We start from the raw sequence: 16554 nt of genomic DNA on the forward strand, positions 1-16554 counted from the left end.
AAAGCTCGACATTGCGAGTTCCGAACACGAAGTTTTGAGTAAAAAGCTCGACATTGCGAGTTCCGAACACGAAGGGAAATTCTCAAACAACCGCAAAAAAACTGTAATTTAAGGGTTTAGAAAATCCAGATGTTGTCCCGGAAGTTGACTTAACTCTTCTAGGGTTCCTGTTAGTTTAAGTTCGCCTTTATCTAACAGTACAATCCAATTTGCTCTTTGAGTGACTCTAGGACGATGACTGATCATGATTGTTGTTTTATCTTGACGATGTGCCAGTAATTTATCGAGTACCTCGGCTTCCGTCACTGGGTCAAGTGCGCCAGTGGATTCATCCAAAATTAGCACGGGTGGATCAGTGACAATTGCTCGTGCGATCGCTAACCGTTGCCTTTGTCCTCCAGAGAGATTAGCACCAAATTCTCCGAGTACAGTCTGATATTTGTCTGGTAGTTCGCTGATGAAATCGTCAGCACCAGCAATCTTACAAGCATTTACCACTTGCTCTAAAGTTACCTGAGGGTAGCTAAAACGAAAGTTTTCGATAATTGAACGGCTCCAGAAGTGCGGTTCTTGAGGGATGAGGACAACCTGCTGACGCAAGCAACCTAAAGACAGGTCAGATTGATTGTAATGGCCAAAGCGGATATTGCCAGATTGTAGTGTGTAAAGACCGGCAATCAGTTTTGCCAAGGTACTTTTGCCACAACCAGACTTACCAATCAGCGCTATCACTTTGCCACCAGGGATAGTCAGAGAAAAGTTTTGCAGCAAGTCCACTCGACCAGTGTGATGAAAGTTGATCTCCTTGCAGGTGATGTCAGCATCAGCAGGAATTTCTGCCCAATCTTGAGGAGCGTTATTCGGAATCTCTGGTGTAGCGTCGATGATATCGCTCAGGCGTTGAATGGCAGTTTGGGCACGGGCGAACTCGTCAACAAAGCTGATTACGGTACTAATCAGTGCTGTAAAGTTGCGGTTCATGCCGTTGAATGCCAGTAGTTGACCGATAGAAAGTTCTTGGCGAATTACTAAAAGGCTGCCAAAACAAAGGACAGCTAAAGAACCTAGCCCAGAAACAAAGTTAGAAAACACGCCATTGACAATACTGATCTGTAAAAGTTGGAAGGTGACATTTGCCAGTGAACCGAAGCGGCTTTGCAGTTCTTCCCAAGCTTGAGGTGAGGCATTAGTGGTTTTAAGGGTTAAGGCTCCTTTGAAAGTCTCAACTAAAAGTCCTTGGTTTTCTGTATCAATGACTAAAACATCGCGGGTCTTTTGTCGTAAAGTAGGCAGGAAGAGTAGGGTTGATATACTCATGAGGAAAGATACCGCGATCGCACAGGCAGTTAGCTGCCAACTATAAACCAGCATTAGCCCTAGAGATACGAAAGCGATGAATAACTCACTAGGCAGAGTGGTGACTACTTGAGAAATCAGCAAATTAATTTCTCGAATGTCCCGCAGGCGGCTCACAATCTCGCCACTGCGGTGAGCTTCGTAGTAACTTAGGGGTAGTTGCAAAATTTGACGGCCAAAATCCAATGCCAATCCTAACTCTAGGCGTTGAGCAAAATGGACTACTAGGTGCGCTTGGATCAGGCGAAGTAGGCTACTAAAGACAATCATCACAGAGACTGCGATCGCCACTGTCACTAACAGTTCTGTATCCCTTCTTACCAATACATCATCGGTTAACACCTGAATCAATAGGGGAAATGCCAGAGAAAGCAATCCAATCACAAGATTCAGGGGTAGAACTTCTGCAACCAAGTGGCGATAGTGCCAAATACGCCGTAAGAAGCGCCCAAAGCCAGTAATTTGGTCATTAGCTTGCTCGTAAAAGCGACTTTCATCTGGCACCAAAAGCAGGATAACCCCATTCGACCAGGACTCTGTAAGCGCCTCACGGTTGAGATAGCGCACTCCTACTGCCGGATCTGCAATCACGTACTTTTTGCCTTTGCGACCGTGCAGGACGACCCAGTGGTAGCCCTTCCAGTGAATAATCGCAGGCAGGGGAATTTCGTTGAGGCGCTCAATAAGCAAGGGTGTCGCCTTCACAGGACGGGCGTTAAATCCTAAAGTTTCAGCCCCTCGACGTAACCCCAGCAGTGTTGTCCCTAACTGCCCAGTTCCCACTGCTTCTCGAACCCGCGAGATTGCAAATGTACGTCCATAGAATTTGGCAACGGTGGCGAGACAAGCTGCACCGCAGTCTTCTTCACTATGCTGGGGAACGACTGAATATTTCATGGAAATGTTGAAAGCTGATGGTCGGTTTCCTGTGTCTTGCTCACCGCTTACGCACAACTGGTTAAACTTTAAAAGATCAAAAGAATAATGTGGTCTGGCAAGCTCTTGAGGCTGGGGAAGCCAAGAAGTTACATTTAAACACTCTTTCTCCCCCTGCTACCCCTGCTACCCCCGCTCAAAGAGCTTGGCCTCACCTAATAATTTTGGGTTGGTCGAGTACTAGTGCAAGGAGACAAAAGCCTTTGCTTGATTTTGAACAAGATGGTTATTTTTGCTACGTAGCAATATTACTCTACCAAAGAGACTTTAAATAAACTTAGTGCTAAGACAGTGTTGAGTTCTAAGTTATGAGCCAATAGAGTAATAAATCTATCGTTCAGCACTCATAACTGTTCATCTCACCTAGTCGGCACTTTAGCGCTTTGAAACATGAGTTCTAGCAAGCCATTGAACACTCAGAACTATTCTCCCGTTAATCTGGAAGCGTTGCGTCCGGTACAGCCGAATGAGTTTCTGCCGCCTGTAGGACATTGGGCAACTCTCGGTGGTGTGGCTATGCTTGCCATTTTCGGTGCAGCTGTTGCTTTAGCGGCAGTGCTTAAGTATCCGGCGACAGTCAAAGCTCCAGTAAACATCCGCCCAATGGGAGAACTGCGAATTATCCAAGCAGCGGCAACCGGAAAAGTGAATCGGCTCCACGTGAAAGCAAACCAAGTAGTGCAGCAAGGAGAGGCGATCGCCTCCTTGGATGACTCTCGTTTACAAAGCCAGAAACTTCAATTATTGAGCAGTATCCGGGAAACTCAACGGCAATTGAAGCAAATCGAAGCGCAAAAACAGGCACTACAAGCTCAAATGACAGCCGAAAAACAGGTAATTGGGCGTGCGATCGCCGCAGCAACAGCAGAACTCAAACTCAACCAACGGCAACATCAACAGCGACAGCTAACAACCCAAGCAGAGATGCGAGAAGCCAAAGCAGCAGCGCAACTGGCACAGGAGGAATTAGCCCGCTATCAAGAATTAGCTAATACAGGAGCCATTACCAAGTTGCAGATTAGTGAAAAAGCAGCAGTGTTGGAAGCTGCCCTTGCCCGCCTGCAACGTACCCAGGCAGCACTTAATCCCAGTGCTGCATCAGTAGATATCGCTGGTGAGCGAATAGCCCAAGAACGTGCCCGCGGAGCATCGACTTTGGCAACTTTAAATAAAGAACGGCAAGCACTGATTCAACAAACAGCTAGGCTTCAGAATGAGCTAACCCGCGATCGCCAAGAACTCCAGCAAGTCGAAACAGAGTTAGGCAATACTGTAATTCGCTCCTCGGTAAATGGCACAATTCAACAACTGAACTTGCGTAACGTCGACCAACTCGTTCAACTCGGTGATGTGGTTGCCCAGCTAGCACCAAAGGACGTACCCCTAGTTGTGAAAGCATTTGTAGCTGTTCAGGAAATCGGGCGAGTGGAAGTTGGGCAAACTGTAAATATCAAAGTATCAGGCTGCCCCTATCCTGATTACGGCACTCTTGCAGGCAGAGTTATCACGATTTCTCCCGATGCGATCGCACCTCAGTCTGATCAGGCAATAGCCACAACTCAAGTTATTTCACGCGCCCATTATGAAGTAACCATTCAACCGCAGACCTTGTTCCTTAAGACAGATGCCAGTCAGTGCAATTTGCAAGCCGGAATGGATGGCAGCGCAGATATCATCACCCGCAAGGAAACTGTACTCACCTTCTTTTTCAGAAAGATGAGGCTGCTAACAGGGGTATAAACAGGTTCTGAGAAATGCCAAGATAAATTCAGATGTTTCAGGAGGCATTATGTCTCTTACTGTCAAAGACCTAGAAAAAATGCAGGCAGCTTATCCTGACTATCGCATGGAATTGGTTGATGGGAATATAGTGATCATGAGTCCTTCCGGTTATGAATCTGAAGAAGTAGGAACTGAGTTTGCAGCACTATTAAGGAATTGGGTAAGGCCTCGTCAGTTGGGACGCGTAGCTGGTTCTAGCGCTGGTTTCAAATTACCCAACACAGATTTACGTGCGCCAGATGTATCTTTTGTGAGAGCAGAGAGACTCAAACGTTCCACAGAGGAGTATGCAGAATTAGTTCCAGACTTAGTAGTTGAGGTTAAGTCTAAAACTGATTCGCTCGATAAACTCCGCCAGAAAATTCAGGAATTTATCAGCCTGGGTAGTCAAATTGGCATTTTAATCGACCCTAAAACTCGAACTCTGGAAGTTTACCGTGTTGCTGAAAAAATCATATTGCGAGATGGTGATGTGCTGACTCTCCCAGACTTACTTCCTGGCTGGGAAGTGGTAGTTGCAGATATTTGGTCACCAGTGTTTGAGTAATTTTGTTGAACTCAGCGCCAAGGTTGAAAAATCTATCTAGCAAGCAACGAAAGTCTGGAAATTGCTGACAAGAGATTTGAGAAGCTAGCTACCAGATCACTAAAGTCTTTACAATTCCTTTGTTAGTTAAAAAAGTTTTGCTCGATCTATGACAAATCAAGCTCCTATCCCAGTTATTATCAACGGTGCTGCTGGCAAAATGGGCCGCGAGGTAGTAAAAGCTGTAGCACAAGCACCTGATTTAAACCTAGTGGGTGCAATTGATAGCAGTCCCGAACATCAAGATAAAGATGCCGGAGAGTTGGCAGGTTTAAGCGAACCTTTAGAAGTACCAATTACCAATCAATTAGAACCGATGCTAGGGTATGTGGCTGGCGAAAGACAGGGGCCACCAGGGGTGATGGTAGACTTTACCCATCCTGATTCAGTTTATGACAATATTCGTAGTGCGATCGCCTATGGAATTCGTCCGGTTGTTGGCACTACAGGGTTAAGCTTAGAACAAATTCAAGACTTGGCAGACTTTGCCGACAAAGCTAGCACTGGCTGTTTGATTATTCCTAACTTCTCTATTGGCATGGTACTGTTACAACAAGCAGCGATCGCAGCATCGCAATATTTTGACCATGTAGAAATTATTGAGCTGCATCATAATCAAAAAGCTGATGCTCCTAGTGGTACAGCCATTCAAACTGCACAGATGCTAGCAGAAATAGGTAAATCTTTTAACCCTGCACTTGTAGAAGAGACGGAGAAATTAGCAGGAGCAAGAGGTAGCCTAGCAGAAGAAGGAATTAGAATTCACAGTGTGCGGTTACCAGGGCTGATTGCCCATCAAGAAGTAATTTTTGGCGCAGCAGGACAAATTTATACTTTACGGCATGATACGAGCGATCGCGCTTGTTATATGCCAGGAGTACTACTAGCAATTCGCAAAGTCTTACAGTTAAAGTCATTAGTATATGGATTAGAAAAGCTCCTCTAAACTGCAAACTCACTACTCAGCACTCATGTTAGTTCCATTGACTCGCCAGAAATTTGAACAAGTCATCCCCTTGATTGCCACTGGCCCCCAGTACAAGTACTACTGGGGAAAGTTTTCAAATTTTTTGCAACGGCTATTAATTTCTGTAGTTAGCATAGTTGTGATTCTGCTTGTCAAAGTCTTTTTCAAGTTTGAGTTTGATCTGATAGTCTTTGTGCTGGGGATAGTCGGTGCTTTTTACTGGCTGTGGTATCCAGTGTTTAAAGCCAGTGTACGAAATTCAAAATGCCGCCGTTACAAGTACAGCGGCTTTTTCCGAGGTCGAATATTGGATTGGTGGATCACAGACCAGTTAATTGGCAAACAAGAAACTGTCAACAACAAAGGGGATTTAGTAATTGTAGAAAATCGAGAAAAACGGCTTAACTTAGAGATAGGTGACGACACAGGATTTACCATTGAGTTTGAAGCACCATTACGGTCTGCTTATAAAGTTATTGCTCGTGGTCAAATTGCCGAAATGATCGTCATGTCAGATCGCGCAGATTTAAGCAGCATTGAAGAATTCAGTGATATCTACATTCCCAGTCGTGATCTATGGGTGAGCGATTACCCCTTTGTGAGACAGGATTTCTTTAATGAAGTCAGTCGCCGCTTGCGTGAAGGCCAACAAGACAGACCAAGGCGGCGTCGCCGTTCAGAAGAGCAGAGGAGCAGAAGAGCAGAGGAGGAAGATGATAGATATTAATTCTTACTTTTCTATTGTTTTCAAGTCTGTTTATTCCCTTCTCTCCCGTAAGCTTGCCAAGCCAAGTCTACTAGTCCATCAAATATGGCAGCTGCTACAACCGCATTACCTTTACGGCTGTCAATTGTAATATGGGGAACTAAAGAATCTTGTAAGCGTTCTTTTGCAGCATCCGCATTGATAAATCCCACTGGGGTGGCAATTATCAAAGCAGGTCGAATTTCTTCAGCCTCAATCAAATTAACTAGTGCCGTTAATGCTGTTTGCGCTTGACCGACTACAAAAATGCCTTCTGGATAACGCTTGGCTAGAGTTTCTATTCCCCATGCTGCCACGGTTTTTTCATTTTGGGGACGGGTTAAGGTTTCAGTGCTGCAATATACCGGATTGGCAAAAGTGTTTTGAATAGCGTAGCTAATACCTACTTGTACTAACGGGACATCCACCACAATAGTAGTACGAGCCGCTAATGCTGCTGCTCCAGATTGCAAGGCCTGCTCAGAAAAGCGAATCAAAGACTTATACTCAAAGTCGGCTGTGGCGTAGATCACCCGCCGGACGATCTCATATTCCGCAGGTGAAAATACATGCTCACCAATTTCACTATCAATAATTGCCAAACTTTGGGCATCAGTTACGTGCCATTCCATTATTCTTGAGCTTCTCAGATATCAGCTTTCAGCTTATCAGCTTCAGAGAGTGAGGAGTTAAGAGTTAGAAGTTAAGTAAAAACTCGTAACTCATAACTCAACATTTAAAAATCAGGACTTAGCACTAGAAGAAGGCCGACTAAACACAGGAGACAGGTAGGCAACTAAAGCACCAATGAGAAAACCGGAAATATTGCGAACTAGCGGTAACCAGTCACTTGTGCGTGTCACTACTGGGCCAATGCCAAAGGCAAGAAATAAAATCCCCCACAAAGGGGAGAAAATTAAAGCCCATTGCCAAGCAATTACTTGTCCTTCGCTACGGGGTTGAGCAGCAAATCCACAAACAATTCCACCAACTATTGAGGTAATTAAAGTCAGAATCCACTGTTCTCTTGGCAATCCAGGAACAACAGTGCAACCACCCTTCAACAAGCAGCCTTTTACTGAATTTAAAGCTTGGAGAATCGCTTGGTCTTCACCTTGTTCTCGCACAAAATACAAATTCCCAAATCGAGTTTGCAGTTCTATCCAGAAAGTCCGAGGTAGAAGTTGGTAAACTGCGTCACCAACACTAAAGCTGAGGATGTTCCCACCACGAGAATCAGCAACCAACAGAATGCTTTTGTCATCCAAACTCCAGTAATTTATAACTGCCCGGCCTGGTGTACGGTCGTACTGAGTCAATACACGGAGTTTCCAGCCAGTATCAGCTTCAAATTGCTCTAATTCTTCGACTAGCCTTTCTTCTTGAACGTCAGTGAGAGACTTAGCTAAGTCTACAACTGGGGTAAAGATTTTGGGTAATAGCTCAGGATTGTCATAAGCAAGTGCTGGGGGAGAGTGCATCGCCCAAATTGATCCAGCCAAGAAAAATACTGCAATAGATACCAGGATTCGTCGCCAAAAACAAGACTGCATGGACGTTCTTATACAAGTATTAACGGTAGAAGTGAACAAGTTGTTTTAAAACAGTATGAGAAACAAGATACTTCTTTACACTTGTTTACTTTACTCTAATCTAAAGGATTAAATCTATAAGGATCTAAGTCAAGCTGCGGAATTAAGCCTTATGCATGAGCAGAGCCACTACCCAGTTCCAAGTAAGACAGGGACGCAAAAATGAGGAGACAAGGAGATGCGCGTTTAAGGGTTATTAGTTTAACAGTCTCAGGAATAAAGCAGCTTCTGCTAATCCCCAGTCCCTTATATCGGTGAATTTTCTTATCTGTCATACTCAATTGCCCTAATCAGCAAACAGCATAAAAACTGATAACTGCTTACTGGGCAATGATTATTATTGCTCAGTCCAATCTTCAGAAACTGTCGATTTGGATAGCAAGTCTTGTTCATCAAAACTCTTCTCCCAGTTAGCAGCTTCGCTGTAACCGTCATTAGTACGATAGGCTTCTGATTTTGTGCGGCGATTTTCCTGTCTGAGTGCTTCTCTTTCTCGCAAAGTTAGCGGTGATTTTTCAGTTGTTGGTAGGCGTTCAAGTGCCCGCTTAGGTGATTTTTGGCGAGTAAAGGTTTTCCAAGCAGCTTTTACACCCACAAAGACGCTGCGTGTGCCTACTTGAATATTTTGGGCTTGTTTTCTGGCATTATCTAAGCTTTGATCAACTTGTTTAACAACTTGACCAGCGCTTTTGACACCTTCACTGACATCATCAGTTAAGTCAGTGATTTCTAAGCCAGTGGTGCGAATGGCATTGAGAGTAGGTGGCAACTCTCGTGAGAGGGTATCAAATAGCTTCTCTGCACTCCGAGCAGCACGTGCCAACTCCTGCAAAGCTGGTATGGCTGCCACTAAAACAGCTGTCAGACTAATGGCAACTAAGAGTATGGATAGTCCCAACCAAAATAGGGGATCAATCACGGTTATGCTATCTATGAACGTTCTAAACGTTGGGAAACAGAATCGGAGTTCTCTACGCTTTGAGAGGCTGCGCTTTGAGTCTCAACAGCGTTTTGTCGCTTCAAAACTTGGCTTTCCCTCTGACTGGCATCTATACCAGCGGCGATCGCATCCCGCAGTCGGTCTAAAGTTTCATCCCAGTTTCGCAATGCGTTGGCTGAGAGACGGTCTGCTTGGATCTGTACACTTGTTGATAAATCTTCCGCCAATTCTGGTAGGGCATCGGCAGATTTTTTTAATAGTTTACGCGTGTCGCGCCCTGCGCGTGGAGCGACTAGCAAACCGGTCAAGGCACCGATAGTTGCCCCTAGCATTAAACCGCCAATAAATACTCCAGAACGGTTGTTAGACATTTTTATATTGTTTCTCTCCTTACACCCATTTTAGGTGGGTTTTCTCCCCTTGCAAGATCCAAGCGATTTTATTTGCTTAAACCTATAGTGACAAATTATTAGCCAGAAATGTTGCCTTAATTTCTCATGTTATTTTATTGTTGCCTTTTTCCCAAATGTGAAGCCTAGCCTCCGAAAAGAACGCCGCCAGACTTGCCGCCCTAAAAACAGCAGGCTAACAATTTGCTGCACTTGTTGGATTTGCAACTCTAGGCTTTGGTTTCCTTGCCGCAAATTATGAATATTCTGCTGGGCAAAATAAATTGTTTCAGGTGCTTGATACAATAATGCATGGCTACTGCGTTCATAAGCAGTCAACGTATCTGCTATTATCCTCAGTTGCTGTTTTAATTGCCGCATTCGCCAAGCCGCGTAGAGTAGCATTAGCGAAATCAAAGTATTAAGAACAACAACTACCGTTACCATTGTTTACCTTCATAGTGCCAGCTTTTAGGAATTGTCCTAATAGACTGCTGACTTAACTCTGACTCAATGATAGCGGTAGACCCTCACCTTTATCGCTAGTGGTCAGGCGATCAAACTTCAGTCAATAAAGTTGTTAACTGCTACGCCTATGCACAGAGTCTCAAAAGATAATCTCGAATAGCTGATGTCATTAGAGTTAGGGAATAGATATAGAACTCTTAACTGTCCGCCCTGTACGAGTTTTAGGGAAAATAGGTTTAGAAGGTGTAATTACTCCTCTGCTCTAGCTCTTTTACACCCGTTTTACACCCATTTTGTGTCTAAAGGTATGCAAAAATGTCCAAAAATCATCTCAAAGTTGAGACATTCGTTTTCTATAAGCCAGTACTTACAAAGCACAGACATCTTGAAATCGTTGGATTTCAAGATATTTAATTAAATGCCAGGAACCAGACTTGAACTGGTGACACGAGGATTTTCAGTCCTCTGCTCTACCAACTGAGCTATCCCGGCGGGCGCATTTCTTTGCCACGATTAATAAATTTAGCAAACTTAGAATGAAATTGCAAGTACCTGAAGCAAAAAATTTTACGCAACTTTGATCATCAACTTGATCCAGATGAAAACAGCTATAAATACTAGAAACTGAACAAGAACGATACTAGGGCCAGAGGCTATGTTGAAAAGGCCCGAAATAATCATGCCAACAACGCTACAGGTAGAACCAAAAATCACGGATAACACCAGGAAGCGGGTAAAATGGTGACTCATTAATTTTGCGGTGGAAGCGGGAATGACCAAAAAGGCGTTTACCAATAAAACACCAACCGCCTTAATTGCCACGGCAACAGCTAATGAAAGCAATATTACAAACCCATAACGATACAATTGGACTGGAATCCCTTGCACCTGTGCCACATCTACGTTTAGTGTTAACAAAATTTGTTGCCGTAGAGTTGACAACAAGAATATACTGCTGCCTACAAGCACAAGCAGCGTCAAAATTAAATCTGTGGCATCAATAGCCAGAATATCCCCAAATAGCACTCCCATAAAGTTGCCGCGATATCCCTTAATCAGGCTAGTGAGAATGACGCCGATCGCTAATGCTCCTGATAGAACTATACTGAGTACGCTATCGCTAGCTAAATCGGTTTTATCGATAAAGTAGAGGACAATCACACCAAAAACTAAGGTAAATGGCAGTAGCATCGCTGTAGGATTTAACTGTAGCAGCACACCTAAAGCCACTCCTACTAATGCTGCATGACCAACAGCATGGCTAAAAAAAGACAACTGACGCAAGGTGACGAAACTACCTAGCAAACCGCCAAGTATTCCCATCAATACAGCACCTGCGATCGCACGCTGCATAAAGGGAAATTGTAACAATGTCACCAAGTCATTAATAGCAGTGACAGCTAGCCAATTTATCTGGCAATCAGTAAAAAAAATCATTCTGTAATATTTTTAACTTATTAGCTTTTAAGCTAAAAGTAGATAATGTTTATTTATCATAGAATGTCTGGCAATCCTAACCCAAATATCAACCAAAACTTGTCAGTTTTTTTGTAAATAATTTAATTATGATCAAAAATGATTCAGTACAATCCTAACTGGGCTATAGATAGTGATATTGAACCCCTCCCAAATGAAGTTCTGAGTATTGATAAAGCCCAGCGCATGGCAGATTTTTTTAGCTTTTTAGGAGATGCTAACCGTCTCCGAATTCTCTCATTTTTAGCTAAAAAAGAATTGTGTGTTAGTGATTTGGCAGCATTATTAGATATGAGTGAATCTGCGGTCTCGCATCAGTTGCGAAACCTACGGGCAATGCGCTTGGTAAGGTATCGTAAACAAGGACGTCACGTGTTTTATCACCTCCACGATAGCCATATTTTTCATCTTTATCAGGCTGTTGTGGAACACCTTGATGAAAAGGATGAAGTATGAGCAATAAGAGCAATTATTCTTTACTGTTGATTAGCGTAAATTAAACGGTTTAAGACCCCTACATCTACAACACATAGCATCAGTTGAGTTGGGGTAACAGTCCCCTAATCCAACTATCTTTAATTTTGAATTTTAAATTTTGAATTTTGAATTAATGATGGTGCTGGTAGCGGCTAAATCCTGGCCCATAGGTTGCTAAAAGATTTTGTGGTGAAAGGGCAATTTCTGGCTTACCAGTACAAACGACAGTTTGGTTAAGACAAAGGACGCGATCGCAATGACGGCTGACCATATCAATATCATGGGAAACCTGCAATATTGTCCAACCTTCCTGTAGTTTTAATTCGTTAAGCAAGACATAAAAATCTGCCGCACCTTGCACATCTACCCCAGCAAAGGCTTCATCTAATACCAAAAGTTTTCGAGGTGTTACTAAACAGTAAGCCAGCAACACGCGTTTGAGTTGACCACCACTGAGAGTCCCAACAGCTTGATGGCGCAAATGATAAGCATCAGTTCGCTGTAAAGCTTGGGCTATTGCTGCTGATTTGTCCCGATCTTTCCTCCACAAACTTTTGGGAAAGAAACTCCTGTGCTGGCGTTGCTTGGGAATTCTTGCCCATCCTAGCCCTACCAAATCGCTGACAGAAATAGGAAAGCTACGGTCAAAGATGAAATTTTGCGGCATATAGCCTAATAAATGACGTAAATATCCCAAATTTGTCACTCGACGACCAAATATTTCAATTTTACCTGTAGATTGCGGAATCAAATCTAAGACAGCTTTTACCAGGGTACTTTTACCCGCACCATTAGGGCCAACTATGGCTGTATCTGTCCCTGGCATTAATTCAAAAGAGACATCTCGAAGAGCTAAATAACTGCCTTGATATACGGTTAAACCTTCTACTTTTAAAATGGGAGATGTCAATTGTGGTTGGTCACTGGTCATGGGTGCTTATTCATTAACTAATTAATAATTAGAAATTGCCTTTGAACAAATGCTAAGAAATCAATCATTGCTTTTGGCATCATAATCTACTGGCAAGCTGTTGTCAGAGTTTGCAAATTGTCTTTCATAGCTTTGAAATAATGTTGCGGATTCTTATCGCCTGTTTCTAAAGAATCTAATGTTTGTAAATTTAAATTCAAATCTTGGGAGAGACTTTTAAGTAATTTGTTATCTACTCCTGGTTCACTAAATAAGGCTTTAACTTTATATTTTTTGACTGTATTGACTACATTTCGCACATCTGATGGCGATAGTTGATCTTCGGGAATTTCTACTACTGCTACTTGCTTGAGCTTATAGCGTTGGGCTAGGTATGGGTAGGCATCATGAAAGGTAATAAATGTGCAGTTAGGATTATTTTGTAAGTTCTGCTGAAATTCATTATGTAAGTTTTCCAATTCTTTGATATAAGTTGCAGCATTGGCTTCATAGGTAGCTTTATTTTTAGGATCGGCAGCAATTAAACCATCCCGAATATTTATTACTTGCTGTTTTGCCAAAACTGGATCTAGCCAAACGTGAGGATTACCCTCAGTATGTTCGTGATTGTGGTTTTTTTCCTCTGTCGCAGTATTTACAACGGGTGAAATTTCTCCCAAAGGTTTAATACCTGCACTGGCATCAATTTGAGTCAATTTGGAATTTTGGGCATTTTTGATGGTTTCTTCAAGAAATTTCTCTAAACCCAAACCGTTTTTGACTAATACATTGGCGGTAGCGATCGCCCTGACGTTTTCTGGCTTTGCTTGATACTCGTGTACCTCCGTACCTGGTGGCACTAAAATTTCTACATCTGCCTGATCTCCAGCTACCGCTTTCGTAAACCAATATACAGGTAAAAATGTAGTTACTATTTTGGTTTTTCCTGAACTCGGCAACACTTCGGAAGCTGCTTTCTGATTAGTATTCGATTGGTTACAACCAGCAATTGATAATATGACCAGAGCAATTAGAGGCAGAATACCACTTCCTCGTCTGCCTGTTTTAGCTTCTATATGAGTTCCAAGCACAGTGTTTCCCCCTCCACAAAAATTGCTACCTCTGCCTTAGACTTCAGTAAGAAGTCAGGCAAAAGGTAATGAGGATGTTGAAAAAAGAGAATTTACTTTTCTCGTTTCCTCACCTTTTGTATAAGTACTTTTTGTACAAAGTCTCATTGTCAAATACTCTCTTGACAATGAGACTGATTCTAATTTTATATTATAATAATTCTCATTCTCACGCAATTAGTGTGTAACGAATTACATCAAAATTTTTCAATAAAGTACCATGCGCTGCAATTTATACCTTACTTAATTCATCATAAATTCCTGACTTAATCTTGTGAGAAAAGAATATCGGCTCCTGATAATATTTTGAGAATAGTTTTTAATAATGACTGTTCTCAGAGCAGCTCAGTACAGCTATTCACAGTCAATAGGTGTGAGGAAAAAAATGCACAAAGTATGGAAATTTCTGCTTGCTATGCCAGCAGTTGGTAGCGCCATGCTATTTTTGAGTACTGTTGCAGTTGCAGGGGAAATACAAAGCAATTTAGAAATCAGCCAACCGCAAATTATAGCAGATATAGAAAAAGGCATTGAGAATACTAGCCAAGAACAGGTAATGTCTCAAGTTACCTCAGTATCTCAACTGTCGGACGTGCAGTCTACAGATTGGGCATTCCAAGCATTGCAAGCGTTAGTAGAACGTTACGGTTGTATTGCAGGATATCCCAATAGTACTTTTCGGGGTAATCGGGCGCTCACACGGTATGAGTTTGCTGCTGGTTTGAATGCTTGTCTTGATCGAATCAACGAAATCATCGCTACGGGTACGGCTGATTTAGTCACAAAAGAAGATTTAGCAGGGCTGCAAAAGCTGCAAGAAAATTTTGCAGCAGAACTGGCGACGTTACGAGGTCGTACAGATGCATTGGAATCCAAGACTGCTGAGTTGGAGGCGAATCAATTTTCTACCACTACCAAACTACAAGGAGAAGTTGTCGCCGTAGTCAGCGATGTTTTATCAGGTAACCAAGTCAACGGTGGAGAAATTACAGATCAGAATACAACTCTTGGAGCGCGGGCGCGTGTTGAATTAGTTACCAGCTTTACGGGCGAAGATACGCTCTTTACCAGAATCCAAGTTAATAATATTCTTTCCCCCAATATTGGTACACCGGAGGGCAATCTTTTCTTTGCTGGGGAAGATGGTACAACTGAGGCTTTTATCGATGCACTATATTACCAATTTCCTGTTGGTGAAAAAATAGAAGTGATCGCTATTGCCAATGCTGGTGCAGCAGATGACATTACTGATACGGTAAATCTCTTTGACGGGGATGGTAGTTTTGGTGCTTTGTCCACTTTTGGTACTCGCAACCCAATTTATTATCAGATGGATGGTGCAGGGTTGGGAGTGAACTACAATTTTAGTGATCAATTGGCATTGAGTTTAGGATATTTGGCAAATTCAGCTAATGATCCTTCTGCTAGCAATGGTTTATTCAATGGTGGATATGGCGCACTAGCACAGTTAACCTTTAAACCAAGCGATCGCTTTACTGTTGGTTTCACCTACATCAACGCCTACAATCAGGAATTGGCTACTGGTAGCAATGGAGCAAACGTTGGCTCATTTCTGGGAGGAGTTGTGCAAGATTTGACAGGAAGTGAAGAAGCTGTTCTTGTACCTACTTCGAGTAATTCCTACGGTATACAAGCATCCTTCGGCCTTAGTGAGAAAATAGTTCTTGGTGGTTGGGTAGGTTATACCAACACTCGTAACCTATCTACAGCAGGAGACATAATTAACCGCGGAAGTGTGGATATTTGGAACTGGGCTGTCACTTTAGGATTTCCTGACTTGGGCCAAACAGGTAACTTAGGTGGCATCATCGTAGGAATGGAACCTAAGGTTACAAGTTCCAGCATCAATGGACTTGATAGAGACCAAAGCACTTCGTATCACATCGAAGCTTTCTATCAGCACAAACTAAGTGACAATATCACGATTACCCCAGGAGTTATCTGGTTGACAGCACCAGATCACAACGATCAAAACGATGACGTTGTGATTGGTACTCTCAGAACTACATTCAGTTTCTAATTTTTAGAGTTGCAATAAAAGATGCAAGGCCATGCTTTGCATCTTTTTTCGGTTGATATTAAAATCAAAACCCAGCGTTTTTGCTAAGTTGATTGTCTTATGCCGAATGAACTTTGTGTCTATTTTTATCTTAGCGAGTAATTATAACAAGTGCTTGACGTATTTTGTTTAACATAGGATTAAAACCTATTATTTACCGCGATATTGCTTAAGTGTTTATATGTAGTTTAACTATAAACTATGTATTAATAACTTAGTGTATTAGATAATAATTAAGTGAAATCCACTATTCACAGAACCAATTAGAAGAAATAGAAATAACGTTTATAGCAAATGTAACAGAAATATAACTTAGGATACGTAGAAAATACTGAAAAAGTTTTACTAATTAGTATTTCTAGCAAGTCAATAATTTTGCTTATCCCTTGCAATGCGCCAGCTTTACAACAAATATTTATAAAACGCGCTAGAAAGCTTCCTCTCACTAGGCAATAAAAACTGTGCTGATACTAAGTTGAGTTTAAAGATGCTAACTCATACGCTCACCATAATTTCTTTGTGATAATTGACTGAAGGAAAATATGCTTTATCAGAGCGAGCTGGTATAGCTATAAAAAAAAACGACCAGCCTCCCACAGCTGGTCTGAAAAATGTTTTTCGCGTTGTCTTCTCAATAGAGTAAAAACCAAATTGCTCGTTCCCAAAATGCAACGGGCAACTTTTCTTAACAAGATTGTAACAGCCAACACAGTTTTTTTG

The 16554-nt window shown here is 42.3% G+C and carries 15 protein-coding genes and 1 tRNA gene; 6 read left to right on the top strand and 10 right to left on the bottom strand.

Annotated features, from left to right (window positions below; genetic code table 11):
• Nucleotides 1-108: 108 nt before the first annotated feature.
• Nucleotides 109-2253: a peptidase domain-containing ABC transporter gene (locus AC5JL8_RS07340; protein WP_495879125.1), complete on the bottom strand. Its 2145-nt coding sequence runs from the start codon at nucleotides 2251-2253 to the stop codon at nucleotides 109-111.
• A gap of 429 nt (nucleotides 2254-2682) precedes the next feature.
• Here AC5JL8_RS07340 and AC5JL8_RS07345 point away from each other — a divergent pair, with 429 nt between their 5' ends.
• The 4 genes from AC5JL8_RS07345 (at nucleotide 2683) to AC5JL8_RS07360 (ending at nucleotide 6354) form a co-directional block, all read left to right on the top strand.
• A complete protein-coding gene (locus tag AC5JL8_RS07345; RefSeq protein ID WP_495879126.1) occupies nucleotides 2683-4032 on the top strand; it encodes an HlyD family secretion protein in 1350 nt (449 codons plus the stop codon).
• A 49-nt stretch (nucleotides 4033-4081) separates the two neighbouring features.
• Nucleotides 4082-4621 (top strand): Uma2 family endonuclease, encoded by a 540-nt coding sequence (locus AC5JL8_RS07350; RefSeq protein ID WP_495879127.1) that lies wholly within the window; start codon nucleotides 4082-4084, stop codon nucleotides 4619-4621.
• A 148-nt stretch (nucleotides 4622-4769) separates the two neighbouring features.
• Entirely contained in the window at nucleotides 4770-5606 is an 837-nt protein-coding gene (gene dapB / locus AC5JL8_RS07355) for a 4-hydroxy-tetrahydrodipicolinate reductase (protein ID WP_495879128.1), read from the top strand.
• Nucleotides 5607-5631: 25 nt separating this feature from the next.
• Nucleotides 5632-6354 carry a DUF8619 family protein gene (locus tag AC5JL8_RS07360; protein ID WP_495879129.1) on the top strand — a complete coding sequence of 241 codons (723 nt, stop codon included), beginning with the start codon at nucleotides 5632-5634 and terminating at the stop codon, nucleotides 6352-6354.
• Between the two features lie 20 nt (nucleotides 6355-6374).
• On the opposite strand, the gene AC5JL8_RS07365 is transcribed toward AC5JL8_RS07360, so the two are convergent.
• From AC5JL8_RS07365 to AC5JL8_RS07395, 7 genes are all read right to left on the bottom strand, one after another.
• Nucleotides 6375-7004, bottom strand: a complete 630-nt coding sequence (locus AC5JL8_RS07365) for a precorrin-8X methylmutase (protein WP_495879130.1) — start codon at nucleotides 7002-7004, stop codon at nucleotides 6375-6377.
• 111 nt (nucleotides 7005-7115) lie between these two features.
• Nucleotides 7116-7925: a TPM domain-containing protein gene (locus AC5JL8_RS07370; RefSeq protein WP_495879131.1), complete on the bottom strand. Its 810-nt coding sequence runs from the start codon at nucleotides 7923-7925 to the stop codon at nucleotides 7116-7118.
• A gap of 376 nt (nucleotides 7926-8301) precedes the next feature.
• Nucleotides 8302-8883, bottom strand: a complete 582-nt coding sequence (locus AC5JL8_RS07375; RefSeq protein ID WP_495879132.1) for a DUF948 domain-containing protein — start codon at nucleotides 8881-8883, stop codon at nucleotides 8302-8304.
• An 11-nt stretch (nucleotides 8884-8894) separates the two neighbouring features.
• Nucleotides 8895-9275, bottom strand: a complete 381-nt coding sequence (locus AC5JL8_RS07380; RefSeq protein WP_495879133.1) for a YtxH domain-containing protein — start codon at nucleotides 9273-9275, stop codon at nucleotides 8895-8897.
• 129 nt (nucleotides 9276-9404) lie between these two features.
• On the bottom strand, nucleotides 9405-9740 hold the full coding sequence (locus tag AC5JL8_RS07385) for a hypothetical protein (RefSeq protein ID WP_495879134.1): 336 nt from the start codon (nucleotides 9738-9740) through the stop codon (nucleotides 9405-9407).
• A 440-nt stretch (nucleotides 9741-10180) separates the two neighbouring features.
• Nucleotides 10181-10253 (bottom strand) — tRNA-Phe (locus AC5JL8_RS07390).
• Between the two features lie 75 nt (nucleotides 10254-10328).
• Nucleotides 10329-11198, bottom strand: a complete 870-nt coding sequence (locus AC5JL8_RS07395) for a metal ABC transporter permease (protein ID WP_495879135.1) — start codon at nucleotides 11196-11198, stop codon at nucleotides 10329-10331.
• A gap of 138 nt (nucleotides 11199-11336) precedes the next feature.
• Here AC5JL8_RS07395 and AC5JL8_RS07400 point away from each other — a divergent pair, with 138 nt between their 5' ends.
• Nucleotides 11337-11693 (top strand): ArsR/SmtB family transcription factor, encoded by a 357-nt coding sequence (locus AC5JL8_RS07400; RefSeq protein WP_495879136.1) that lies wholly within the window; start codon nucleotides 11337-11339, stop codon nucleotides 11691-11693.
• 151 nt (nucleotides 11694-11844) lie between these two features.
• Here the strand turns inward: AC5JL8_RS07400 and AC5JL8_RS07405 are convergent, their stop codons facing one another.
• Nucleotides 11845-12624: a metal ABC transporter ATP-binding protein gene (locus tag AC5JL8_RS07405; RefSeq protein ID WP_495879555.1), complete on the bottom strand. Its 780-nt coding sequence runs from the start codon at nucleotides 12622-12624 to the stop codon at nucleotides 11845-11847.
• 107 nt (nucleotides 12625-12731) lie between these two features.
• Nucleotides 12732-13715, bottom strand: coding sequence for a metal ABC transporter substrate-binding protein (locus AC5JL8_RS07410; protein WP_495879137.1), 984 nt, complete (start codon nucleotides 13713-13715; stop codon nucleotides 12732-12734).
• Nucleotides 13716-14139: 424 nt separating this feature from the next.
• On the opposite strand from AC5JL8_RS07410, the gene AC5JL8_RS07415 reads away from it, so the two are divergent.
• Nucleotides 14140-15795 (top strand): iron uptake porin, encoded by a 1656-nt coding sequence (locus AC5JL8_RS07415; RefSeq protein WP_495879138.1) that lies wholly within the window; start codon nucleotides 14140-14142, stop codon nucleotides 15793-15795.
• The last annotated feature ends 759 nt before the right edge of the window (nucleotides 15796-16554 follow it).

It is taken from the genome of Mojavia sp., from assembly GCF_059505145.1.